General features: G+C 51.0%; 19 protein-coding genes. 12 read left to right on the forward strand and 7 right to left on the reverse strand.

The genetic code is table 11. The annotated features are described in order from the left end of the window. Positions 1-90: 90 nt before the first annotated feature. The 5 genes from AAC007_RS15715 to AAC007_RS15735 form a co-directional block, all read right to left on the reverse strand. Entirely contained in the window at positions 91-2,274 is a 2,184-nt protein-coding gene (locus AAC007_RS15715; RefSeq protein WP_296436574.1) for a nitrate reductase, read from the reverse strand. Between the two features lie 287 nt (positions 2,275-2,561). Next, on the reverse strand, positions 2,562-3,668 hold the full coding sequence (locus tag AAC007_RS15720) for an OmpA family protein (protein WP_295875822.1): 1,107 nt from the start codon (positions 3,666-3,668) through the stop codon (positions 2,562-2,564). A gap of 259 nt (positions 3,669-3,927) precedes the next feature. After that, positions 3,928-4,623: a DnaA regulatory inactivator Hda gene (gene hda / locus AAC007_RS15725; protein ID WP_295875825.1), complete on the reverse strand. Its 696-nt coding sequence runs from the start codon at positions 4,621-4,623 to the stop codon at positions 3,928-3,930. Continuing rightward, on the reverse strand, positions 4,623-5,711 hold the full coding sequence (locus AAC007_RS15730; RefSeq protein WP_339678040.1) for an AI-2E family transporter: 1,089 nt from the start codon (positions 5,709-5,711) through the stop codon (positions 4,623-4,625). The genes hda and AAC007_RS15730 overlap by 1 nt, the downstream gene beginning before the upstream one ends. After that, complete coding sequence (locus AAC007_RS15735) at positions 5,708-6,787, reverse strand: DUF2066 domain-containing protein (RefSeq protein ID WP_339678059.1); 1,080 nt, start codon at positions 6,785-6,787, stop codon at positions 5,708-5,710. Before AAC007_RS15735 ends, AAC007_RS15730 begins: the two co-directional genes overlap by 4 nt. Before the next feature lie 155 nt (positions 6,788-6,942). Between AAC007_RS15735 and purM the strand changes: the two genes are divergently transcribed. From purM to AAC007_RS15750, 3 genes are read left to right on the forward strand one after another with little or no spacing between them, the layout of a single operon-like run. After that, the gene (gene purM, locus AAC007_RS15740) at positions 6,943-7,992 is read left to right on the forward strand and encodes a phosphoribosylformylglycinamidine cyclo-ligase (RefSeq protein ID WP_339678042.1); all 1,050 of its coding nucleotides are present in this window, start codon (positions 6,943-6,945) and stop codon (positions 7,990-7,992) included. 4 nt (positions 7,993-7,996) lie between these two features. Next, on the forward strand, positions 7,997-8,650 hold the full coding sequence (gene purN, locus AAC007_RS15745; RefSeq protein WP_296436569.1) for a phosphoribosylglycinamide formyltransferase: 654 nt from the start codon (positions 7,997-7,999) through the stop codon (positions 8,648-8,650). Beyond that, on the forward strand, positions 8,604-9,455 hold the full coding sequence (locus tag AAC007_RS15750) for a DUF3108 domain-containing protein (protein ID WP_339678043.1): 852 nt from the start codon (positions 8,604-8,606) through the stop codon (positions 9,453-9,455). The genes purN and AAC007_RS15750 overlap by 47 nt, the downstream gene beginning before the upstream one ends. 510 nt (positions 9,456-9,965) lie before the next feature. Here AAC007_RS15750 and dcd read toward each other — a convergent pair. After that, on the reverse strand, positions 9,966-10,532 hold the full coding sequence (gene dcd, locus AAC007_RS15755; protein ID WP_219042396.1) for a dCTP deaminase: 567 nt from the start codon (positions 10,530-10,532) through the stop codon (positions 9,966-9,968). A 57-nt stretch (positions 10,533-10,589) separates the two neighbouring features. Further along, positions 10,590-11,687 carry an iron-sulfur cluster carrier protein ApbC gene (gene apbC / locus AAC007_RS15760; protein ID WP_339678045.1) on the reverse strand — a complete coding sequence of 366 codons (1,098 nt, stop codon included), beginning with the start codon at positions 11,685-11,687 and terminating at the stop codon, positions 10,590-10,592. Between the two features lie 181 nt (positions 11,688-11,868). On the opposite strand from apbC, the gene metG reads away from it, so the two are divergent. From metG to wecB, 9 genes are all read left to right on the forward strand, one after another. Beyond that, a complete protein-coding gene (metG, locus tag AAC007_RS15765; protein ID WP_295875845.1) occupies positions 11,869-13,899 on the forward strand; it encodes a methionine--tRNA ligase in 2,031 nt (676 codons plus the stop codon). A 172-nt stretch (positions 13,900-14,071) separates the two neighbouring features. Beyond that, the gene (gene rsxA / locus AAC007_RS15770) at positions 14,072-14,650 is read left to right on the forward strand and encodes an electron transport complex subunit RsxA (protein ID WP_219042399.1); all 579 of its coding nucleotides are present in this window, start codon (positions 14,072-14,074) and stop codon (positions 14,648-14,650) included. A gap of 9 nt (positions 14,651-14,659) precedes the next feature. Continuing rightward, entirely contained in the window at positions 14,660-15,268 is a 609-nt protein-coding gene (gene rsxB / locus AAC007_RS15775) for an electron transport complex subunit RsxB (protein WP_219042400.1), read from the forward strand. Next, on the forward strand, positions 15,265-17,634 hold the full coding sequence (rsxC, locus tag AAC007_RS15780) for an electron transport complex subunit RsxC (protein ID WP_339678048.1): 2,370 nt from the start codon (positions 15,265-15,267) through the stop codon (positions 17,632-17,634). The genes rsxB and rsxC overlap by 4 nt, the downstream gene beginning before the upstream one ends. Before the next feature lie 21 nt (positions 17,635-17,655). After that, positions 17,656-18,705, forward strand: a complete 1,050-nt coding sequence (gene rsxD, locus AAC007_RS15785) for an electron transport complex subunit RsxD (protein ID WP_339678050.1) — start codon at positions 17,656-17,658, stop codon at positions 18,703-18,705. Further along, positions 18,702-19,376 (forward strand): electron transport complex subunit RsxG, encoded by a 675-nt coding sequence (gene rsxG / locus AAC007_RS15790; protein WP_339678051.1) that lies wholly within the window; start codon positions 18,702-18,704, stop codon positions 19,374-19,376. The genes rsxD and rsxG overlap by 4 nt, the downstream gene beginning before the upstream one ends. Beyond that, complete coding sequence (locus tag AAC007_RS15795; RefSeq protein WP_339678053.1) at positions 19,373-20,086, forward strand: electron transport complex subunit E; 714 nt, start codon at positions 19,373-19,375, stop codon at positions 20,084-20,086. The genes rsxG and AAC007_RS15795 overlap by 4 nt, the downstream gene beginning before the upstream one ends. Positions 20,087-20,716: 630 nt before the next feature. Further along, positions 20,717-22,021 (forward strand): nucleotide sugar dehydrogenase, encoded by a 1,305-nt coding sequence (locus AAC007_RS15800; RefSeq protein ID WP_339678055.1) that lies wholly within the window; start codon positions 20,717-20,719, stop codon positions 22,019-22,021. An 88-nt stretch (positions 22,022-22,109) separates the two neighbouring features. Next, positions 22,110-23,195, forward strand: coding sequence for a UDP-N-acetylglucosamine 2-epimerase (non-hydrolyzing) (gene wecB / locus AAC007_RS15805; protein WP_339678057.1), 1,086 nt, complete (start codon positions 22,110-22,112; stop codon positions 23,193-23,195). Positions 23,196-23,538: the final 343 nt, after the last annotated feature.

Here is a 23,538-nt window from a genome sequence, read left to right on the forward strand (position 1 = left end):
AACATCACAATCAACAACCACTAAAATCCTAAATTCGCGATTTACCGTGAGAAGACCTGCTGGGCTGCGGCCTCAGCAGGTCACCTCGAATCAATACGCCCGACGCTCTACATTTAGTCGACCCGCTTCTTTTTGATCTATTTGCTCAATGCGCACCGCGCACTGCTTAAACGCAGGCTGGCGCGAATAGGGGTCGAGTAAGCCCAGCGATAGACGGTTCACGCAATCGTGGTAGTGCATGGGAATGAATACCATATTGTGCGGCACTCGCTGGGTGAGCTGGACCATCACAACCGCATCGCCGCGTTTCGACACCAAGCGCACATAACTCTGATGTTTTACACCTTGCTCACGCGCGCTGTCTGGGTTCATCTCCATATAAGGTGTGGGGCTAAATTTATTTAAATTACCTATTTTTCCCGTCTTGGTACGGGTGTGGAAATGCTCAACAACCCGACCGCTGTTTAACCAGAATGGGTAACTCTCGTTAGGCACTTCGTTGTCTTCGATATAATCCATGGCCAGCAAGTTCGCCTTGCCGTTAGGCGTTGGATATACACCGTCGCTGTAGAGGCGGGGACTACCGGTCTCTTCACCCTCGCGCATAGGCCATTGAATTCCGCGCTGGGCTTCAATTAAATCGTGGCTCATACCTGAAATATCTAAATTTCGCTTAGCGCCCTTCGACAGCATCTTCATTTCGTCAAAAATATCAGAGGTGGTTTCGGGAAATGTCATCGCTCGGCCACGCTCAAAACGCTTTGCCAATTCGCTAAACACCCAATGATCGGGTTTTGCTTGCCCCGGCGGCTCTACAAATTTGCGAACAAGGTTAACCCGACGCTCAGTATTGGTCTGCACGCCCTCTTTTTCTCCCCAAAGTGCGCCGGGTAGATATACGTGGGCAAAGTTCACTGTTTCGCAGTCTTTGTAGCCGTCTTGCACCACCATAAACTCGAGTTTTTCCAAGGCCTTTTTTATGCGTGGCTGATTGGGCATAGAGGTAAGCGGATTAGTAGCCACAATCCATAGCGCTTTAATTTCGCCGGACTCGATGGCGGGGAAAATATCGGTCTGCTGCAAACCGCGTTTGGCAGGGAAGAAGTCCGCATCAACTCCCCAAAACTTAGCAACCTCGTCGCGATGCTCTTGCTTTTCAAGCATACGATACCCTGGTAAACCAGAGCACGAAGACCATTCGCGGGTGCCCATGGCATTGCATTGACCGGTAATCGACAAGCTAGTGCCACCGGGGATGCCGATGTTTCCAGTGATTAGGTTTAAATTGTTTATGCCGCACACCCCATCGGTACCGTGGGTGCTCTGGTTAATTCCCATCGTCCAAATACTCATGGCAGATGGCGCTTTTGCGTAGATACGCGCGACATTTTTGATCATGTCAGCGTCAATACCGCAAATCCGCGACGCGGTAACGGGGTCGTATTTCGCGACGGTCGCCTTTAATTCTTCAAACCCATTACAGTGAGCTTCAATATAAGCTTGGTCTTGCAGGCCTTCCGCTAAAATCACGTGCGCAAGCGCGTTCAATAGCACTAAATCAGTTCCCGGCGTAATCGGCAGATGTATATCTGCAAACTGGGCAAACATCGTTACCCGTGGATCAACAACGATTAATGGAAACTTGCGCTTTTCCAAGGCCTCTTTAAGACGCCAATAAATGATTGGATGCTGCTCTGGCAGGTTTGAGCCAAAGGCCATAAGACAGTGGGTACTTTCAAAATCGTCGTAGCAACCCGGTGGGCCGTCTGCACCGAAGGAGCGTTTATATCCAGATACTGCCGACGCCATACACAAGGTTGTGTTGCCATCGTAGTTATTGGTGCCGATTACACCGCGCACTAATTTACCCAAGGTGTAAAACTCTTCGGTCAATAACTGCCCCGTCGATACTACCGCGATGCTGTCACGCCCATATTTTTCCTGGATACGGATAAATTCCGCCGCTGTTTTATCCAGCGCAGCATCCCAACTGCTTGGCTGGAAATTATCATAAATTTTATTGCGCATGAGCGGCTCAGTTCCACGCCCGGCAGTGCCACTCAACTCATGCTCAAAAATACCTTTAATGCACAATTTGCCCTGATTAACAGGTGCATTGCCCTTGCCCCGGCTAGCGACTGGTTTACCTTCGGCATTCAAACCCACCTCGATTGAACAGCCCGTAGAGCAATAGCCGCAGACTGCGTATTTCCAGTCCACGACTTTTTTATCCGTAATTGTGATTGGCTTACGATTTTTCCGGCCAAATATCATTTAATTCTCCCCGTCACTTCAGCGCACCAACCTGAAGCACCCCATTAGCAGCAGGCTATTATTAAGTGCACCATAATGGTGAAAAACACCGCTTTATGGCCTATCTACTCACTGATCTACAAGATCCATGCCATATGAATAAACCTCAGCACACAGGGGCAAATAAGCAGGAAAACTACATTTAAGGCGATAAAAGCAAAACGCCACAGAGAGGGGTATTAAGAAAAATGAGATACAAAAAAAGGGGCCCGAAGGCCCCTTGATTAATTCACAATGTGAACCAAATTTTACTCTACAACTTCCGCCTGCATGACAGCGATAACACGACGGTTTGCACTGCGACCAGCCGCTGTCTTATTGTCAGCAATTGGACGCTCTTCACCGTAGCCAACTGCGCTTAAACGGTTTGCAGCAATTCCATAGTCGCGGATCAGTGCATTGCGAACTGCATCAGCACGACGTTGTGAAAGCTGTTTGTTGTACGCTGCTGCACCATTACTATCAGCATGACCTTCAACAACAGTGCTAACTCCGCCAAACTTATTCATGAAGTCAGCAACTTTTTTCAGCTCCTGAGCATATGCAACAGGAATAGCATCAGAGTCGTTAGCAAAGTTGATCTCTAGCTTAATGCTTTCTGAGTGCTTGAGAACAAATTTACAGCCAAACTTGTCGACTTTACGACCAGCTGGTGTATTTGGGCATTTATCACGGTAGTTCGGTACACCGTCACCGTCTTGATCAAGCGCACAACCTCTGGCATCAACAGCAACACCCGCTGGTGTGCCTGGGCACTGATCTACACCATCTTCAACGCCATCGCCGTCTGAATCACCAACAACTGGAGCTGGCGCTGGAGCCGGAGCTGAAGTGCCACCAAAAGCGTAGCTTAAACCAACAGACAAAATGCCATCAGCAGTTTCATTGTCAGTACCATAGATGTAACGAGCATCGGTACGAACTGACCAAGCGTCATCTAAAGCGTAGCGAAAACCACCACCAGCATTTAATTGAGTTTGATCACCGTATCCACCAGTAGCTGGATTAGAGTGCACTTCGCCAATACCGCCGGCCAAGTAAGGTGTTACCTTTGATGCGCTGCTGAAATAACGCAACACATCAACGCTAGCACCTAAGACTTCTTGATCAAGGTTAGGATTGCCACGGTAATGCTCAGCGTCGCTGTAAAAAGCGCGAAGCTCCATACCCCAGTCTTTATTAAATTTACGCTCGGCGCCAAGAAGAGCCGCTGCTTCTGGATCAAGATCACGGGTATTATCAAATACCATGTAGCCCACTGCTGGGTTTATATACCACTTGCCATCTTCACCGGCAGTTGCCAATGTCGGACAAATTGCTGCAGCAATTGCAGCGCCTAATAAGACTTTACGCATAATTCTCCCCCTAATTTTTTTAAACTTCCCTTCACTATGCCGTGTAAGCACGTCATAGGTTCAGAATAACACGAGCGACACCGCTTGCACGCCTGATTTTGTGTAATTTTACCAAGCCAATCCGTAATTACACTGAACAATAGGTAAAAACGTTTTTGCAAGAATATCAGTCGCTAAGAGGAGTAAAACTCATGTGAGTTCCCTCTTATCTGCTAAAAGTAGTCGTATTTACACTTATTCACAATATTATTGACGAATTTCACCAATTCATTGCCTTCTTCACAAAGGGAATTGTCAACTTTCGCTGTTCGACCAAGCTTAATTGATCCAACACATTTAATAGGTCAAATAAACTCTTCGCATCTCGCTGACAGCGTGTATATATGTATTCCGCCACCGCATCGGACACCATAATGCCGCGTATTTTGGCCTTGAATTGCAAAGCAGCCATGCGCTCAGCCTCATCCAACTCAGACAAACGGTAGCTACTTAAACTCTGCAGGCGCGATTTTAAGTCGGGTAATTCAATCTGCAATTGGGCGTGTGCAAGCGAGGATGACACCAACAGACATGCGTCTGTGGCTAACATTTTGTTGTAGCAATTAAAAACTGCGCGCTCCCAGTTTTCGCGGCCCGCGATAAGCTGTACGTCATCGAAACACAGCAAATCTAAAAACTCTGCCCCCTCAAGCAATGCCTCGGGATCAAATTCGAGCAATTCTGCAATGGGAATGTAGCGCGCATACCGTCCGGCCGCCTCAGTCAAATGGCAGCAGGCTTGCAAAAGATGGCTTCGGCCGCCGCTACCGTAAAGGTATATCCACTTCTCGCCCCGGCCCTGCGCTTGCTCAGCAAGCTGATTGACTAAAAGACGATGACGTTCCGGCGTATAAAAATTCTCGAAGGTCGCTTCGGTATCAAGCTTTAGCGCCAAGGGCAGCTGCGGACTGGGCATTATTCGGCATCATCCGATGCTGCCATGCTATGTTTCTCGTCGTAAAACTCACTATCTTTATAATAGTCGTGAAGGTGATTGATCATGACCTTTACGACTGCTACTACGGGTAGCGCGAGCAATATGCCGACAAAACCAAATAGCTGTCCGCCCGCCAAAATAGCAAAAATAACAACGACCGGATGCAGGCCTATTTTGTCACCAACAAGCATCGGCGTAAGAACCATTGACTCAAGCGCTTGACCAAGGCCAAACACAGCGGCGACGCCAACCATTGGCCACAAACTGTCAAATTGAAAAAATGCCACTAACCCCGCTGCAGAAATTCCGACAATGACACCCAGATAAGGCACGATACTCGCCAATCCAGCGAGCAGCCCAAGTACGAGGGCGAGCTCAAGCCCCACGATCCAAAGCCCAATGGTATATACCACCGCCAAGGCCAACATCACCAAAAGCTGACCGCGGGCAAACGCGCCGAGAATTTCGTCGCACTGCTTGGCAATAATCACTGTGCGCGCCTCGATTGAGCGCGGCAGCAAATTTCGGATGGCCGCCATGAGCACATCCCAATCCCGCAACAAATAAAACGTAACCACTGGCACAAGGGTTACATTGGCGATCCACGTTAACACCGCCATACTGGAGCCGCTTACCTTGCTCCACAAATAAAACAGTATGCCGCCCGCACTTTCCCAATTTTCACTCAGGGCATCCTTGGCAGCTTCCATTGGCCTTTTCTGTTCGGGCAAATCGAAATATTGGCGCAAAGCAGGCAAGCCTGTGTGCTGAACCCAGGCAATACCGTCGTAAATACGCTCTATTAACAGCTGCACCTGCTCTATCAGTAGCGGCACGGTAACCAGCAGCAACAAAGCCGTCACTAAAGTGAGAGCGACAAACACAGTCACAACCGCTGTGGTTCGCGCCATTCCGCGCGCCTCAAGCCTATCCGCAATGGGATCCCCCATATATGCGAACACTGCGGCAAGTAAAAACGGCATTAAAATTGGCGCCAGCAAATGCACGGTTAAGACAAATCCAATAACCGCGAGTAAACCCCAAACCGGCTTTGAAATAGAAATCACAAGCCGCGACCCGACCATTGATAATGTCCACGCACTGCTCCGGGAAAAGACCCGCTACCCATCGCAGTACTTTCGAGCAAACGTCCATCGAGACTTAAAAAGCGCTTTACTTTTTCCATATCGTCGTTGAGTACCAATTCTAAAATTAACTCATCCTTGTCCAACCACACTGTGTTGGCATGTTGAATGACCGCGAGCCCTTCAAGATAGGTCACTAAGCTAGCGTAACCGCTAAAATCCTTAACACCTGAAACATGAATCATCGTGTTCGCGCTGTTGCCAGCGCTAGCCAACACCGAATAAGTCGCCGCTTGCATATCCGCTAAGTAATCAATCGGCGCCGCCAAAACCTCAGCCTCACCCGCGCCATCGCTATCAAGCTGAGTCGACTCACCCCCTTGTAGCACCGCCCAACTTCCCACCCATTGCCCTGTCGAAAACTGGGACAGGCGACCCATCAAAATAAATGGGGTGGAATAACGGGCAGACGCTGTGCGCACATCCTCAACTGACATTTTCCATAACTGCCCCACACTCAAATTTGCAGAATCAGCGAGATCGAATAAGGGCATTTGCAGTACGAGTCCCCGGCGATTGGCCTCGGCCTCAAGAGCCACCAACAAGCCTTCACCCGCATCGGCACCGACAAAATGTCGACCATCTATCGTGTCCGCAACTAACCACACCAATACTGCAGGACGATTCGCCGACCATATCGGCAGGCCCGCCGATTGCAAAGTAGCGTTAACTTGCCGAGGCGAAAAACTCAGGCTCAAGGCCAATTCGTCTTCACCGTCCGCATTTTTATTGCGCTGGTAGCGGTATTGCGTCATATACGGCTCGGGGTCAGCAAGCGCCGCGGCCACCACTGAGTTGTCTCGCAGCTGCTGACGGCCAGAGACCCGAACAAATACCCGCTCCAGCGCAATTGCCGCGCCTTGTTTCAACGCACCTCGGGACTGAGACTCAACAATAAGTTGCTCGTCGTATAAATTTCCCACGACTGCTGCGCTAAGCTGCCCAGACAAAGCTATAAAAATTGCAAAGGCTGACACCAGCACCCGAATAAATTGCATCACTATATATACGTCCTTTTCCCTGCCGCGATTGGCTATTGTAGCAAGCCACTATGCGATCGTGGTGTCTAGTGGCAAAAAGTCACCTTTTTGCTGCTGAATTAAACTCCCAATCAAGCTAGAATAGCGCCCTCTTAGAGGACAGCCAAACGATTATGACTGACACCAGTAAGCCAAGCTTAAGTTACAAAGACGCCGGCGTAGACATTGATGCCGGTGACGCGCTAGTAGAACGCATTAAAGATGTTGCGAAACGCACCCGCCGCCCAGAAGTGATGAGCGGACTTGGTGGCTTTGGCGCATTATGCCAAATCCCTACTGGATATAAAGAACCCGTTCTTGTATCTGGCACTGACGGTGTCGGCACCAAATTAAAACTCGCGATGGAAGTTGGCATTCACGATACTATCGGCATCGATCTTGTCGCCATGTGCGTCAATGATCTGCTGGTGACCGGTGCCGAGCCCTTATTCTTCTTAGACTACTATGCTACCGGCGCGTTGAATGTCGATATTGCTGCCAGTGTTGTCGGCGGCATCGGCAATGGCTGCGAACAAGCAGGCTGCGCATTAGTCGGCGGCGAAACGGCCGAAATGCCAGGCATGTACGAAGGCGATGACTACGATCTAGCGGGATTCTGCGTTGGCGTCGTAGAAAAAGCCAATATCATCGACGGCAGTTCTGTGCGCATTGGCGACAAGTTGATTGGTGTTACTTCATCTGGCCCGCACTCCAATGGCTACTCTCTGGTTCGCAAAATTATCGAACACAGTGGCGCCAAGCTAGACCAGCCCTTCGGTGACAGCACCCTTGGCGAAACACTGCTCGCACCAACTAAAATTTACATCAAACCGATTCTCCGTGTGATCAAGCAGTACCGTGTTAACGCACTGGCCCACATCACCGGCGGCGGACTACTAGAGAATATTCCACGCGTATTACCGCGCAATACCAAGGCCGTGATCGACGGAAGTAGCTGGGAACGCCCAGCTATCTTCGATTGGTTACAGGAGCAAGGTAATGTCGAATCACGGGAAATGTACCGCACCTTCAACTGTGGCATCGGCATGGTACTCGCCGTCGCGGCAGACGATGCAGAGCGCGTAATAGATATGCTAAATCAACAGGGCGAAACAGCCATGCTGATTGGCAGCATTGAAGCCGCAGGGGAAGACGAGCCAAAAGTCGTTATAGAAGGCCTGTAATTTCATGCCCTGCAAGCTGGTGATTTTGCTGTCTGGCAGCGGTTCTAATTTGCAGGCATTTATTGACGCCTGCAAAAACCAAGACCTCCTGCACAATACGGAAATAAGTGCGGTAATTAGCAACAAGGCCGATGCATTCGGTCTTGTCCGCGCGAAAGAAGCCGGTATCGCAACAGCCTGTATCGATCACAAGCAATTTGCCAGTCGCGAAGATTTCGACGAGGCTCTGCTGCAAAAAATTGATGAATTTGGCGCCGACCTTATTGTGCTCGCTGGATTTATGCGCATTCTCACCCCGCGCTTTGTTCGTCACTATTTAGGACGGCTAATCAACATCCACCCGTCCCTGCTTCCCAAATATCCGGGGCTACACACCCACCAACGCGCCATAGACGCTGGCGACAAAGAAGCTGGCGCCACCGTGCACTTTGTTACTGAAGAATTAGACGGCGGGCCGCCAATAATACAGGCAAAAATACCGATATTTGACGGAGATGATGCTGCAACCCTCGCCGATCGCGTATTGTCCAAAGAGCACACGATCTACCCTTTGGCGGCACAGTGGTTTGCCGAAGGACGCTTGAAGTTGCAGAATTCAAAGGCGGTACTTGATGATAAAAACATTCCCGAAAGCGGCATCCTTTTTCAAACGGACTAGCCTAAGCTCACTGTTATTTGGCGTCTTAATTAACCAATCAATCGCAAGCGGCGGTATCGCTCTGTATCCCGCGAACACCTCCCCTACCGATGCAGCACCTCAAATTCAGTCACTGCAAGCTGTCACGCAAAGCAACACAGCCACTGCACCACAAACCAAAGAAATACTTCCCTACAATGCGGAGTACAAAGTCAGCAGTAATAGCCTCACCACAACAGCAACTCGTACACTCAGTAAACAGGGAAACAACTGGCTGTTATCACAGCACGCAAAACTTATGTTTATCAAGGTCGACGAGGAAAGCCTTATCGAAAGCACCAAAGATGGCTTGCGGCCACTGCACTACGAATACTCGAATAATATGAGTAGCAAGCAAGACCAAAGTATTAATTTTGACTGGGCTAAAAACACCGCCAGCGATAAAAAATACCGCAAACCGTGGTCGTCTAAAGTAAGCACGGACACCTTTGATCAACTTGGCGCGCAGCTAAAAATGCGTGAAGCATTAATCGAAAATCGCCTCGGCAAAAAAATGACCCAAACCGTCGTCAGTCGCGGTAAGCACAAAACCTATACCATCGAAAAAATCGGCGAAGAAACCATAGACAGCCCCGCAGGAAAATTGCGCACCATCAAATTACTGCGCTCACGCCCCGGTAGCAGCAGCGAAACGACGATATGGATGGCCAAGGACTGGAATTACCTAATCGTAAGATTAGAGCAGCGCGAAGATGATGAGGTTTATTCCTTAGAACTAATCAATGCCAGCCTCAATGGTAAATCCGTAACGGGCTTAAGCCAGTAGTTTTTAACCTGGCTCTCTCTTACTCGACAGATAATAAGGCTATACAGATCTGCATAATCCCATCCCCGACCAGATCGGGGATCCATGACTCGAACCTTGATTTACAACACGCAACGTCAAAGGCATTCGCTTACGCTCACATTGGATACTCGGTCGCGGCCGAGTATGACGAAGGCTCCCAATCACGCACACCTCCCAAACCGTCATCCCCGACCCCGATCCGGGATCCATAAACCTCGAAATCTAATTTACTCCGCGCTTGGTAAAATTCAAAAGCATTCGCTTGTGCTCACTCTGGATACTCGGTCGTGGCCGAGTATGACGGCGGGTTTTAATGGATATCTAAGCAATTCCAATTACCGTCATCCCCGACCCCGATCGGGGATCCATAAACCTCGGACTTTGAATTACGCCGCATTTCGCAAAACCCAAAGGCATTCGCTCACGCTCATCCTGGATACCCGATCAAGTCGGGTATGACGATAGCTGCCTGAGTGCGCTAACAGCGCATCAGGTCTTTGGAAGGGTCACTCCCGTCTGGCCCTGATACTTGCCGCCGCGATCTTTGTAGCTGACTTCGCAAATTTCGTCAGATTCAAAGAACAGCATCTGCGCCACGCCTTCGTTAGCATATATCTTTGCTGGCAAGGTTGTGGTGTTTGAAAATTCCAAAGTCACATGCCCTTCCCACTCCGGCTCTAGCGGCGTGACATTCACGATAATGCCGCAGCGCGCATACGTAGACTTGCCCAAACACATGGTTAACACACTGCGAGGAATACGAAAGTATTCAACCGTGCGCGCCAGTGCAAACGAGTTTGGCGGAATAATACAGTAGTCGGCGGTGATATCGACAAAGCTTTTTTCATCAAACGCTTTGGGATCTACCGTCGCAGAATAAGTATTTGTAAATACTTTAAACTCGTTTGAACAGCGCACATCGTAGCCGTAGCTAGACGTGCCGTAAGAGATAATTTTAGCGTCGTCGCGAGTACGAATCTGCCCTGGCTCAAAAGGCTCAATCATGCCCTCGCTCTCTGCCATGCGGCGAATCCACTTGTCAGCCTTAATACTCATTGCATCCCCTCTTGACGGTAATTCATTTCAATTTTTAAATTGGCTATCGCGACGATATTAATCATCGCTGATCGAAATATTCGGAAAAGCATTACTCTGCACGCGCTGGCGCTTGGCCAACTCGGCGGTCATGCTGATGGCAACCTGCCGATATAACATCGCCGCATCGCTATCTGGATGAGCGGCTAACACCGGCTTACCGCAATCTGCCTGTTCGCGAATTTGCATTGAAAGAGGCAGAGAGCCCAACATCGGCACATCATAAGATTGCGCCATACGCTCGCCGCCGCCTTGACCAAATACATGCTCGTGATGGCCGCACTGGCTGCAAATATGCACTGCCATATTTTCAATAATACCCAACACCGGCACCGAGACCTTGCGAAACATTTCAATACCTTTCTTGGCATCTAATAGCGCGATATCTTGCGGCGTCGTCACCACTACCGCGCCAGACACCGGTACTTTTTGCGAAAGCGTCAATTGAATATCGCCCGTGCCCGGCGGCATATCAATAATTAAATAATCCAAATCCTGCCAATACGTCTGATTCAACAACTGCTGCAGCGCGCCAGTCGCCATCGGCCCACGCCATACCATCGGTGTATCGGCCGTCACCAAATAGCCCATCGACATCGACTGCACGCCATAGGCTTCAATCGGCAATAAATAATGCGTGCCATACTGCTTTGGACGCTGCCCCTCAGGGATTCCCAACATCATTTGCACGCTGGGGCCATAAATATCAGCGTCCAACAAACCTACCCGCGCGCCTTCAGCAGCCAGAGCCAAGGCTAGATTCACAGACGTAGTAGACTTGCCGACTCCGCCCTTGCCAGACGCGACCGCGATAATATTACGGACATTTTCCATACTCTTAATATTTTGCTGCGCTGCATAGGGCAAAATTTTCCATGTCACCCGAGCTGTTACAGCATCTACGCCAGCGATAGATTTAAGACTTTCAGCAATCGCCGCTTCATATTGCTGCTGCGCACTTTTTGCGGGAAAACCAAGCTCAAACACCACATCGACACGGTCGCCGCTGACAAGCAAGGACACAATATCGGCAAGCTCAGCCAGTGGCGAAACCAAACCGGGCAGCACAACCGCCATCAGTTGCTCGCGTACTCTGGATTCCAGCGCTGCCGTCATATCTTTCCCCTGCCTTTAATAAATAGTGAATCAGCCGGCGAGTATACGCCCCGCACCCATATCGAACAACGCCGAGACAGATGCGCCAAGCAGTCAAAAACGCTATAATCTCGCGCCTTTAAGTCCATTCAAGCCAGCGACCACATGCAGTCGCGGCTAGTACCACTAAACAAGGAAACCCATGTCGCGCAAGATTCTGGTCACCAGTGCCCTGCCCTACGCCAACGGCCCACTTCATCTCGGTCATTTACTGGAATCTATCCAGACCGATATTTGGGTGCGTTACCAGAAATTACGCGGCAATGACTGCATTTATTTATGCGCCGACGACGCCCACGGCACCGCCATCATGCTCACGGCAGAAAAACTCGGCATTACCCCAGAAGAGCAAATTGCGCGGGTAAAAGCCGAGCACGAGCGCGATTTAGCGGGTTTTCATATCCGCTTCGACAATTACCACTCCACCCATTCACCTGAGTGCCAACATTACTCAGAAGAAATTTATCGCCGCCTCGATGCCAACGGCCATATTGAGCGCCGCGACGTCACCCAACTTTTCGACCCAGAAAAGAATTTATTTTTAGCCGACCGCTACATCAAAGGCACTTGCCCCAAGTGTAAAACCGACGACCAATACGGCGATAACTGTGAAGCCTGTGGCGCGACCTACACGCCAGCGGAATTAATAAACCCGCGTTCAGCAATCTCTGGCGCCACCCCAATCGAAAAAAGCTCCACGCACTTTTTCTTTAAACTCGGCGACTTTGAAAACCTCCTGCGCAACTGGACCGACAGCGACGCGCTGCAACCGCAAATTGCAAACAAGTTACGCGAGTGGTTAGACGCTGGCCTGCAAAGCTGGGATATATCCCGCGACGCACCCTACTTCGGTTTTGAAATTCCCGGCGCACCCGGTAAATTTTTCTACGTGTGGCTAGATGCCCCCATCGGCTATATGGCCAGCTGCGCCAACTGGTGCGAGAAAAACGGCCGCGACTTTAATGAATACTGGGGTACAGACTCCACCGCCGAGCTTTACCACTTTATTGGTAAAGACATTATCAATTTCCACGGCCTGTTTTGGCCCGCCATGCTGGATTCAGCCGGCTTCCGCCAGCCCACCGCGATTTACGCCCACGGCTTTTTAACCGTGAACGGCAAGAAAATGTCCAAATCTCGCGGCACATTCATAAAAGCGGAAACCTACCTAAAGCATTTACCCGCAGAATATTTGCGCTACTACTTTGCCGCCAAACTGTCTGGCGCCGTAGATGACATCGACCTTAATCTGGAAGATTTCATCAATCGCGTGAATTCTGACCTGGTCGGCAAACTCGTCAACATCGCCAGCCGCAGCGCCAAGTTTGTGCAAAAAGGCAATGACGGCAAACTCAGCGCCACCCAGCACAATGCCGCACTGTGGCAGCAAGTCACGGGCGCCAGCGAAACCATCGCCCAGCTTTACGAGCAGCGCGAGTACAGCAAAGCCGTGCGCGAAATCATGGCTTTGGCAGACGCCACTAATGAATACTTTGACGCCTGCGAACCGTGGAAGCTGGCCAAATCCGATGACACCATCGGCCAAGCAGCCGACGTCGCGTCACAGTGCATCGACCTATTCCGGGTACTCACCACCTATCTTTCACCGGTATTGCCTGAACTAGCTAAGCAGGCCGAGCAATTTTTAAATATCCCGCTGACTTGGCAGGGCGAGTTTGCGCCGCTGCACAATCACAGCATTGAGCCGTTCAAAGCGATGATGAGTCGGGTCGACGCCGACAAGGTTGCGGCGATGGTGGCCGAAAGCAGTGACAACTCACCTGCGCCGACACCTGTCGCCAAACCGAAAAAGGCGGCGAAAGACAAAGACACGGGTATAGCCGACACAATCGCCTACCCCGACTTTGCTAAAATTGATTTGCGTGTAGCGGAAATCGTCGCAGCAGAGGCCGTTGAAGGCGCGGACAAATTGCTAAAACTGACTCTCAGCTTAGGTGATTTGGGCACTCGCCAAGTCTTTGCCGGTATTAAAACCGCGTACAATGCCGAGCAGTTGGTGGGGAAACTTACCGTGATGGTCGCCAACCTGGAGGCGCGCAAGATGCGCTTTGGCATGTCTGAAGGCATGGTGCTAGCCGCCGGCCCTGGCGACCAAGAGATATGGTTGCTCAGCCCCGACAGCGGCGCCAAAGCGGGCATGAAAATTCAGTAAGCGCATACACCTGCCCACCAAAGGCAGGTGAAATGCATTACCGCTTTTTAAATTGAACGCTTGATCGAAATAAACTAAGATCGCCCGATAATGACGATCTGGCCCGCAATACTGCGTATTGACCAGCCAGAGTAGATTTCGCATAAGCGATGCAAAGGTGAGGCTAAAAATTGTGTTAGCAGACTATTCACTATTGTTAATCAGCGCCATTCTGGTTAACAACTTCGTACTGGTGCAGTTTCTGGGCCTGTGCCCGTTCATGGGCGTGTCTAATAAACTCGAAACTGCCATCGGCATGTCTAGCGCCACCACCTTTGTACTCACCCTCGCGTCTATTTGCAGCTGGCTAACCTATGAGTGGCTACTCATTCCACTCGGCCTGGAATACTTGCGCACTATCACCTTTATTCTTGTCATCGCGGTGGTTGTGCAATTCACTGAAATGGTGGTGCGCAAAACCAGCCCCATGCTCTACAAGGTACTGGGGGTATTTTTACCGCTGATCACCACCAACTGCGCGGTATTAGGTGTCGCTCTACTCAACATCAACAAAGACCACAGCTTCGTCGAATCAACCCTATATGGCTTCGGCGCCGCTGCCGGCTTCTCTATGGTATTGGTGTTATTCGCCGCCATGCGCGAACGCATCACCGCTGCCGACGTACCCGCCCCATTTAAAGGCCCCGCCGTCGGTATGATTACCGCCGGTCTGATGTCGCTCGCCTTTATGGGCTTTGCAGGATTGGTATAGGCTGCAAACATGATTGAACTGATTGCCCAAAACCCGTTTTTAGCCTCGCTGCTGGCCCTAGTCGGCCTCGGTTTGGTATTCGGCGCACTGCTGGGTTTTGCCGCGGTGAAATTTAAAACTGAAGGCAACCCCATCGCCGAACAAATCGAATCGCTGCTGCCGCAAACCCAGTGCGGACAGTGCGGCTACCCCGGCTGTCGTCCCTACGCGCAAGCTATCGCCGAGGGCGACGATATCAATAAATGCCCACCGGGCGGCGAAGCCACCATCGCCGCCCTCGCTGATTTACTCGGTGTAGAAGCCAAGCCACTAGACGCCGCTGAAGAAGCCGTACCCTCGGTTGCCTTTATTCGGGAAGCGGAATGCATTGGCTGCACAAAATGTATTCAGGCCTGCCCTGTGGATGCCATTCTCGGCTCTGCCAAGCACATGCACACCGTCATCGCCAGTGAATGCACCGGCTGTGATTTGTGCGTAGAACCTTGCCCAGTAGACTGTATCGACATGCTCCCCATCCAGACCAGCCTGCAAACCTGGCATTGGGACAAGCCCAAGCCCGCAGAGGATCTTATCGCTTCGGATCGCGGCACCACGAAACAAAGTGGAGCTGCGGTATGAGAAAAATATGGGATATTCACGGCGGCATTCACCCCGCAGAAAACAAACATCAGTCGCTACACAACCCAATTGAAAATGCCGGCATTCCACCGCAACTCATTCTGCCCCTAGCGCAACATATCGGCGCGCCAGCCAGCCCGATAGTTAATGTCGGCGACCGCGTCCTTAAAGGCCAGATGATTGCCGAAGCCAAAGGCTTTGTCAGCGCGCCAGTTCACGCGCCAACATCCGGCATTATTGCCGCCATCGAATCTCGCGTTATTCCGCATCCATCGGGCATGAGCGCTAGCTGCATTGTGATCGACACCGACGGCAAAGACGAATGGATCGCCCACCAAGGCCTTGAAGATTACACCCAGCTCAGCAAGATAGAATTAGTCGACCGCGTTCGCCAAGCCGGTATTGCGGGTATGGGCGGTGCGGGTTTTCCCGCTGCGGTTAAACTCAGCACCCGCGACGACAAGCCGATAGAAACGCTAATTCTGAACGGCACCGAGTGCGAACCCTACATCACCGCCGATGACATTCTGATGCGCGAACGCGCTGCGGAAATCATCGCCGGTGCCGAAATACTTCGGCACCTGATTAAGCCCAGTAAAGAAACCCTGATTGGCGTAGAAGACAATAAACCGGAAGGCATCGCCGCGCTTAAAAAAGCGGCTGAAGGCACGGGTATTGAGATCGTGGTATTCCCGACCAAATACCCATCCGGCGGTGAAAAACAGCTGATTCAGATTTTGACCGGCAAAGAAGTCCCCTCCGGCGGCTTGCCGTCAGACGTCGGCATTGTGTGTCAAAACATCGGCACCGCAACCGCCATTTACCGCGCTATTCGTTTTGGCGAGCCGCTTATTTCACGGATCACCACCGTCACAGGCGAAGCCTGCGGCCAGCCACAAAATTACGAGGTTTTGCTCGGTACGCCGGTTCAGTATTTATTAGATAAAAGCGGCTTCGACAAAGACAATTGCATCCGCTTAATTATGGGCGGCCCCATGATGGGCTACACGCTACAAGACACGGCGGTGCCCATTGTAAAAACCAGTAACTGCGTGCTGGCGCCAACCGTGGCCGAGCTGCCACCACCACCGCCTGCGCAAGCGTGTATCCGTTGCGGCATGTGTGCAGAAGCCTGCCCTGTATCGTTGCTACCTCAGCAAATGTACTGGTTCGCGCGCGCCCAAGAACACGAAAAGCTCGAGGATCATCAACTCTTCGACTGCATTGAATGCGGCGCGTGTTCGTTTGCCTGCCCAAGTAATATCCCATTGGTGCAGTACTACCGCGCATCAAAAGCCGAAATTCGCCAAGCTCAGCAAGACAAGATTAAAGCCGAGCGCTCAAAAGAACGCTTTGAAGCACGCACCGCCAGATTAGAACAGGAAGAGGCTGAAAAAGAAGCCAAACGCGCAGCCCGAATGGAAGCGGCGAAAGCCAAAGCAGCCGCCGCGGCAAACGCACCAGAAGCCGGCAAGGCCGATATCATCCAAGCGGCAATAGAGCGCAGCAAGGCCAAAAAAGCCGAATCGACGGACCCCGCTCAAGCCGCCATCGCTCGCGCGCAAGCCAAACGTGATGGCAATGCCGAGGAAGAAAGCCCGCAAGAGAAAACCGAGCGCCTGCAAAAATTATTAGCGAGCGCAGAGAAGCGCCTCGCAGCAGCAAAAGAAAAACTCGCTCTAGCCCAGGAACAGCAAAACGAGAATGCAGACGCCTTTGCAACGGCGGTAAGTAAAACTGAAGAGAAGCTCGCCGCCACTCAAAAAGAACTGAGCGAGCACGAAGCGAGTTTAGTGCCGACAAAAGCGGCACCCGCGAGCGACAGTGCCGATCCCGCGCAGGCTGCGATCGCCAGAGCACTGGCAAAGCGCGCTGGCGCTAGCGCAGATGAAAGTGACGAAGACAAAACCACGCGCTTGCAAAATACCGTCGCCAGTACCGAAAAACGCCTAAGCGCCGCACAAGAAAAATTGGCCTCGGCGCAGGAGCAGAACGACGCCAATGTCGCCGCCTTTGCGACTGGTGTTGAGAAAACTCAGGCGAAACTCGACACAGCCAAAAAAGAACTAAGCGACCATCTCGCCACACTGAAAACGAGCAGTGCGAGCGAACCGGTAGCGAGCGACGATCCGGTTCAAGCTGCCATCGAGCGCGCCAAAGCGGCTCGTGAAGCACAAGCGAACATGAGCGACGCCGACAAAATTAAACAGACCATCGAGTCCCTGGAAAGCCGCATCGCCCGCACCAAAGAGAAACTTGAAGCGGCGCGTGCAGAAGGCGATGACAAAGCCGACATATTGGCCGACTCGCTAGTTAAACTAGAAGATAAATTGGCCGCCGCTCAGCAAACGCTGAGCGAAACCTAGAATACGAGCACGAATGAGACTATGGGATTTTTAAAAGTCAGTTCACCACACGCCCACGGGCCAATGAGCACCGCGCGAGTCATGCGCTTGGTGCTGCTGGCAACCATTCCCGGTCTGTTTTCGCTAACGTGGTTTTTCGGTTTCGGCAGCCTCGTCAACGTGCTTTGGGCCAGCATTACCGCACTGGCATTTGAAGCCCTGGCTTTAAAATGGCGCAAGCGCCCCATCGGATTTTATCTCAACGACTACAGCGCACTCGTCACCGCTTTTTTATTAGGTATCGCGCTACCACCTGGATCACCATTTTGGCTGATCATGATCGGCACCGGCTTTGCCATTCTTATCTGTAAACAACTCTACGGCGGCATGGGCTACAATCCATTCAACCCAGCCATGGCGGCTTACGTCATGCTGCTCATTTCCTTCCCAGTACAAATGACCACATGGCTTGCGCCCCAGGGCAGCTTTGCTGGCGACCTGTTAGGGCCGATAGACGCCCTGCGCTACTGCTTTGGATTCGGTCGCGACAGCATCGACGCCATCACGATGGCAACGCCGCTAGATGTGCTCAAACAAAACGATTCACTGCTGATAGAGGATCTTTGGCAGGGGTCTGCTCAGTTCGGCCAGTTTGCTGGCATCGGCTGGGAATGGGCTAACATCGGCTTTTTACTCGGCGGCATGTATTTATTGTATCGGCGGGTATTTACCTGGCATGCGCCGATCAGCATGCTGGCATCGCTAACTATTATATCCGCCTTATTTTACGATGGCGGCAGCTCCGCTTCTGGCGGTTCACCGCTGTTTCACCTGCTCAGCGGCGCCACCATGCTCGGCGCATTTTTTATTGTGACCGACCCTGTTACCTCGGCGGTATCGAATAGTGGCCGCGTCATTTACGGCGCACTGATTGGCATTTTGGTTTACATCATTCGAGTGTGGGGCAACTACCCTGACGCGGTGGCATTCGCAGTTCTATTGATGAACTTCGCGGCGCCCTTTATCGATCACTACACCCAGCCAAGAACCTACGGACATAAACTGAAGGATCAGCAGGGAGGAAAGTCATGAATATCCTCGGCCGATCCATCACCAAAAACGGCATCTTGCTCGGCGTCTTCGCCGTCGTCACCACCGGTGTTATCGCGGGAACGTATTTATCGACCCGCGGTTTAATCCAAGACAATATCCGCCACGCAGAAGAGAGTGCACTACTAGAACTCTTCCCAAAATCGAGCCACGACAACTCCATGCTAGACGACGCCATAAGCGCCAGCGACAGTGAGCTCTTAGGCCTGCGGGAAAGCAAAAAGCTCTACCGCGCAAGTATGAACGGCAAATTTGTCGGCGCCATACTGCCCGCCACCGCCCGTGATGGCTACACCGGCGATATCGATATGATTGTCGGCATTACCGAAGATGGCACCATCTCTGGCGTGCGCGTACTCTCTCACCGCGAAACACCGGGCCTCGGCGACCAAGTCGATTACAAAAAAAGTCATTGGGTAGATGGCTTTCTGGGTAAAAGCCTAAGCAACCCAGAAGAATCAAAATGGGCGGTTAAAAAAGACAAGGGCGTGTTCGACCAATTCACCGGCGCGACCATTACCCCCCGCGCCGTTACCAACGCCGTACACAAAGCGTTACAGTATTACGACGCCAATAAAGCGCAAATCATCAATGCCGTCGCAGCAAATACGAGCGAACAGCAAGTAAGTACCGACGCAGGAACTCAACCATGAGTGATATCAGTTACCGCGAGATCTCCCTAAACGGTCTATGGAAAAACAACCCGGCCATCGTTCAGCTGCTAGGCTTGTGCCCTTTGCTCGCCGTCACCGGCTCGGTCATCAACGCCTTAGGCATGGGCATAGCCACGATGTTAGTGCTTACCGTCTCTAACACCGCCGTCTCCATGATCCGCAGCTTCGCCTCAGACGCCATCCGCCTGCCCGCCTTCGTCATGATCATCGCGGCAGCAGTTACCTGCATAGAACTGCTCATGCAGGCCTTCTCCTACGAACTATTCCAAATACTCGGTATCTTCCTGCCGCTTATTACCACCAACTGCGTCATCCTCGGCCGCGCAGACGCCTTCGCCTGCAAAAACAAAGTCCTGCCCGCCATGTACGACGGCTTTATTATGGGCGTCGGCTTCGCCTTCATCTTAATGTTGCTAGGCGCCGTCAGAGAAGTGATCGGCACCGGCGCCATCTTCGCCAATATGGATTTATTATTTGGCGAAGGCGCAAAGAGCTGGAAAATTGTTTTAGTAGACGACTACACCGCCGTGCTAGTCGCCATACTGCCACCCGGCGCCTTCATCTTTACTGGGATGATCATCGCCCTGAAAAACATCATCGACACCGGCATTAAAAATCGTGAAGCGGCGAAGACCGAGAAAGTTGCGCCGACTAGCCGGCGCGTTAGGGTGACTGGGAATATTAGTTAAGGCTTGGGGAATGTCGGGAGTTGGGCGTCTGACGTAACGCAATTCGCTAACGCTCACTCTGGATCCCCGATCGGGGTCGGGGATGACGGCGGGTTTTTTAAAGTTTTGAATGGTCGGGGCTGTACTGGCTTAACGACGTGGCTTTAACAGCTAAGGGATAACGCAGTTTTGAAGGCGCAGGGGTTGCGCCACCATCAACCTCAACGCCTCATCAACGCACATCGCCATCGCCATCAACGGCCCTCCAGCATCAACGCCCAAAAGCCGTCACCATCAACGACCCAAACCTGTCATCCTCAACGCCCCACCATCCTCATCCTCAACGCCCCACCATCGTCATCCTCAACTCGATTGAGGATCCACATACCACGGGCCTTACCCAACTTCATACTTTGGTATAACCACCGGCATTCGTTGCGCTCACGGCTACAACCCACCGACCTAGCCTCAGTCCTTCTCGTCTGACCTCAGACACCAGACTCCCTGGTGACACAAAAGCCCTAACCAGCTTACATAAGCGAGATAAAAACTAGCGTCAGTCCCTGCAAGCAGTGTAGATTAAGCCCTTGTAAAAACCCTGATTAAAACTGATCACTGCAATAATTAGCCACGCCTCAAATTAGGTAAATAATGAGCTCCGCAAGCCTGTTACAACGAATCAATAACAAAGAGGCTGTTATCGGCGTATTCGGCCTGGGTTACGTAGGCCTCCCCCTCGCCCTTTGTTTTGCCGAGGCGAATTACAAAGTCATTGGCTTCGACACCGACGCCGCAAAACCCAAGCAGCTGTCAGAAGGCCAAACCTACCTTACGCATATCGCCGCTGAACGAATTCAAGCAGCAATCCAGGACAACTTTTCGGCAACATGCGACTATGCCCAAGCCAGCCAACTGGATGCCATCATTATCTGCGTACCCACACCACTCAACAAATACCGTGAACCCGATTTAAGCTACGTAACCAACACTGTCAGCCAGTTACTGCCATATTTAAAAGCGCAGCAAATACTGTCGCTAGAAAGCACCAGCTACCCAGGTACAACAGAAGAGCTCGTTCGTCCATTAATTGAATCCAAGGGATTCACCATTGGCGAAGATTACTATCTAATCTATTCACCTGAACGAGAAGACCCCGGCAATAGCCACTATACAACCCAAACAATACCGAAAGTCTGTGGCGGCGAAACACCGGCTTGTTTGAACGCCGGTGTGAAATTATACGAAAGTATTATAAATACCGTCGTGCCAGTCAGCTCGACAAAAACCGCTGAAATGGCCAAGCTACTGGAAAACATCTACCGCGCCGTCAATATCGGCCTGGTCAATGAAATGAAAGTGGTTGCCGACAAAATGGGCATCAACATCCACGAAGTCATCGACGCCGCCGCCACCAAACCATTCGGCTTCACCAAATTCACCCCCGGCCCCGGCCTAGGCGGACACTGCATTCCCATCGATCCATTCTACTTAACATGGAAGGCGAGAGAATACGGCATACATACTCGCTTTATAGAGCTAGCTGGTGAAGTAAACCGCGCCATGCCTGAATGGGTAGTACAGAAAACGGCAGACGCACTCAACGAACACGGCAAGGCGGTAAAAGGCAGTAAAATATTAATCTTGGGATTGGCTTATAAAAAGAATGTGAGTGATTCACGGGAAGCGCCAGCGTTTGAAATTATTGCCAAGCTAAAGGCGAAAGGCGCTGAAGTAGATTACAGCGATCCGCATATACCGCAGTTTCCGAAGAAACGAGATTACAGTTTTAATATGCAGTCCATCGAATTAACACCAGATAATCTCCAACAATATGATTGCGCAATATTGGTTACTAACCATGACAACTTTGACTACCCAATGATTACCCAAAAAAGCAAAATGGTAATCGATACTCGAAACCACCTGACCCGTGACGCACATATAATTCCTGCTTAGCAGCTGCGCGATAATCTGATACGCCAAGCACAATTTATACAGGTGCAAAAAGTGCCACTCACAAAATACCGAGACATAGGGAAAGCAATTGATTCATATCATCCTTGGCACCAAAGCCCAACTGATCAAAATGGCACCAGTCATGGTTGAGCTGAATGCACAGGACGTTCCCTATCGATTCATCTCTACGGGCCAACACCGCGACACCATGACCGAGATTCTAAAGAACTTCGGCCTGCGAGGACCCGACTACACCCTATATCACGGCAAAGACATTACCTCAATTCTCAGCATGGCCGTGTGGGCAAGTCGAATACTGTTAACCACCTTATTCAAAAAGCGGCAAATTTTTGGCGAGCAGAGCAAAGGCATTGTCCTTGTCCATGGCGATACTTTCTCAACGCTGCTGGGCGCCTTGATGGGAAAATTCGCTCGCCTACCTGTCGGCCATGTCGAATCTGGACTCAGATCGCACAACTGGTTCCACCCCTTCCCCGAGGAATTGACCCGCGCCCTGGTATTCAGGCTGAGTGACTACTACTTCTGCCCAGATGAAAATGCGGTAGCAAACCTATCAGCGTACCGGGGCACCAAAATCAACACGGGCGCCAACACTCTGCTCGACGCCCTGCGCTTGGCAGAAGCACACATCGACAACAGCGAAGTCAGCATCCCACAGGAAGCGTACGCCGTCGTATCGCTGCATCGGTTCGAAAACATACGCAACGAGCGAGCATTGAAGAGAGTGATTGAACTGGTGGAGCAGGTGGCCCGGTATGACATCAAGCTGCTATTCATTTTGCACAAACCCACAGAGCAGAAACTCAGGAAATTTGACCTCTACCATCGACTAGATGACAATCCAAACATTGAACTGCGACAGCGCTACGACTACTTTAAATTTATCAAATTGATCAAGCACAGCGAATTTGTAGTCAGCGACGGAGGCAGCAATCAGGAAGAATGTGCGTATTTAGGCAAGCCTACGTTACTATTGAGAAAAGCTACAGAACGAACGGAAGGTATTGGAAGCAATTGTGTTATTAGCAAATATGACATCGAAAAAATCGATGCCTTTTGCGACACCTACAAGCAACTACAGGGGCCTGCATTATCCTCACCCCAGCAGCCAAGCAATACAATTGTTTTTCACCTGCGAAAACTACAACAATGAATCGCCGATCCCAGAAATATCCATTGAAAGTCAACCACGGGTCAATCCAAATAGAAATCTAATTGTCGGCGTGCATTTCTGAAGGAATATTCATCTATAAAAATATAAACAAACCGAAAGAGTCCAGAAATTTATTCACTGAAACTCACAAATTCTTAGTCTTAAATATTTTTCAGAGAAAATATATGTTAAAAGAACCGCAATCGACGAACCAATGGATAATAATCGGTGGATGCCCAAGAAGTGGCACTACCATGCTGGGATTACTTCTAAACACCGCAAGAAACATTGTAAACGCTCAATAAACCCCATCTAATATCGTTGCCGCCTAGAAGCTACTCTG

Origin of the sequence: uncultured Zhongshania sp. (assembly GCF_963975605.1) — a bacterium.
Lineage (GTDB): Bacteria > Pseudomonadota > Gammaproteobacteria > Pseudomonadales > Spongiibacteraceae > Spongiibacter > Spongiibacter aquimaris.

Excerpts from the sequence above, each read along its gene's own strand:
- AAC007_RS15715 (WP_296436574.1), bottom strand. The coding sequence starts at position 2,274 with ATGATATTTGGCCGGAAAAATCGTAAGCCAATCACAATTACGGATAAA.
- AAC007_RS15720 (WP_295875822.1), bottom strand. The coding sequence starts at position 3,668 with ATGCGTAAAGTCTTATTAGGCGCTGCAATTGCTGCAGCAATTTGTCCG.
- hda (WP_295875825.1), bottom strand. The coding sequence starts at position 4,623 with ATGCCCAGTCCGCAGCTGCCCTTGGCGCTAAAGCTTGATACCGAAGCG.
- AAC007_RS15735 (WP_339678059.1), bottom strand. The coding sequence starts at position 6,787 with ATGCAATTTATTCGGGTGCTGGTGTCAGCCTTTGCAATTTTTATAGCT.
- purM (WP_339678042.1), top strand. The coding sequence starts at position 6,943 with ATGACTGACACCAGTAAGCCAAGCTTAAGTTACAAAGACGCCGGCGTA.
- purN (WP_296436569.1), top strand. The coding sequence starts at position 7,997 with ATGCCCTGCAAGCTGGTGATTTTGCTGTCTGGCAGCGGTTCTAATTTG.
- AAC007_RS15750 (WP_339678043.1), top strand. The coding sequence starts at position 8,604 with ATGATAAAAACATTCCCGAAAGCGGCATCCTTTTTCAAACGGACTAGC.
- dcd (WP_219042396.1), bottom strand. The coding sequence starts at position 10,532 with ATGAGTATTAAGGCTGACAAGTGGATTCGCCGCATGGCAGAGAGCGAG.
- apbC (WP_339678045.1), bottom strand. The coding sequence starts at position 11,687 with ATGACGGCAGCGCTGGAATCCAGAGTACGCGAGCAACTGATGGCGGTT.
- metG (WP_295875845.1), top strand. The coding sequence starts at position 11,869 with ATGTCGCGCAAGATTCTGGTCACCAGTGCCCTGCCCTACGCCAACGGC.
- rsxB (WP_219042400.1), top strand. The coding sequence starts at position 14,660 with ATGATTGAACTGATTGCCCAAAACCCGTTTTTAGCCTCGCTGCTGGCC.
- rsxC (WP_339678048.1), top strand. The coding sequence starts at position 15,265 with ATGAGAAAAATATGGGATATTCACGGCGGCATTCACCCCGCAGAAAAC.
- rsxD (WP_339678050.1), top strand. The coding sequence starts at position 17,656 with ATGGGATTTTTAAAAGTCAGTTCACCACACGCCCACGGGCCAATGAGC.
- rsxG (WP_339678051.1), top strand. The coding sequence starts at position 18,702 with ATGAATATCCTCGGCCGATCCATCACCAAAAACGGCATCTTGCTCGGC.
- AAC007_RS15795 (WP_339678053.1), top strand. The coding sequence starts at position 19,373 with ATGAGTGATATCAGTTACCGCGAGATCTCCCTAAACGGTCTATGGAAA.
- AAC007_RS15800 (WP_339678055.1), top strand. The coding sequence starts at position 20,717 with ATGAGCTCCGCAAGCCTGTTACAACGAATCAATAACAAAGAGGCTGTT.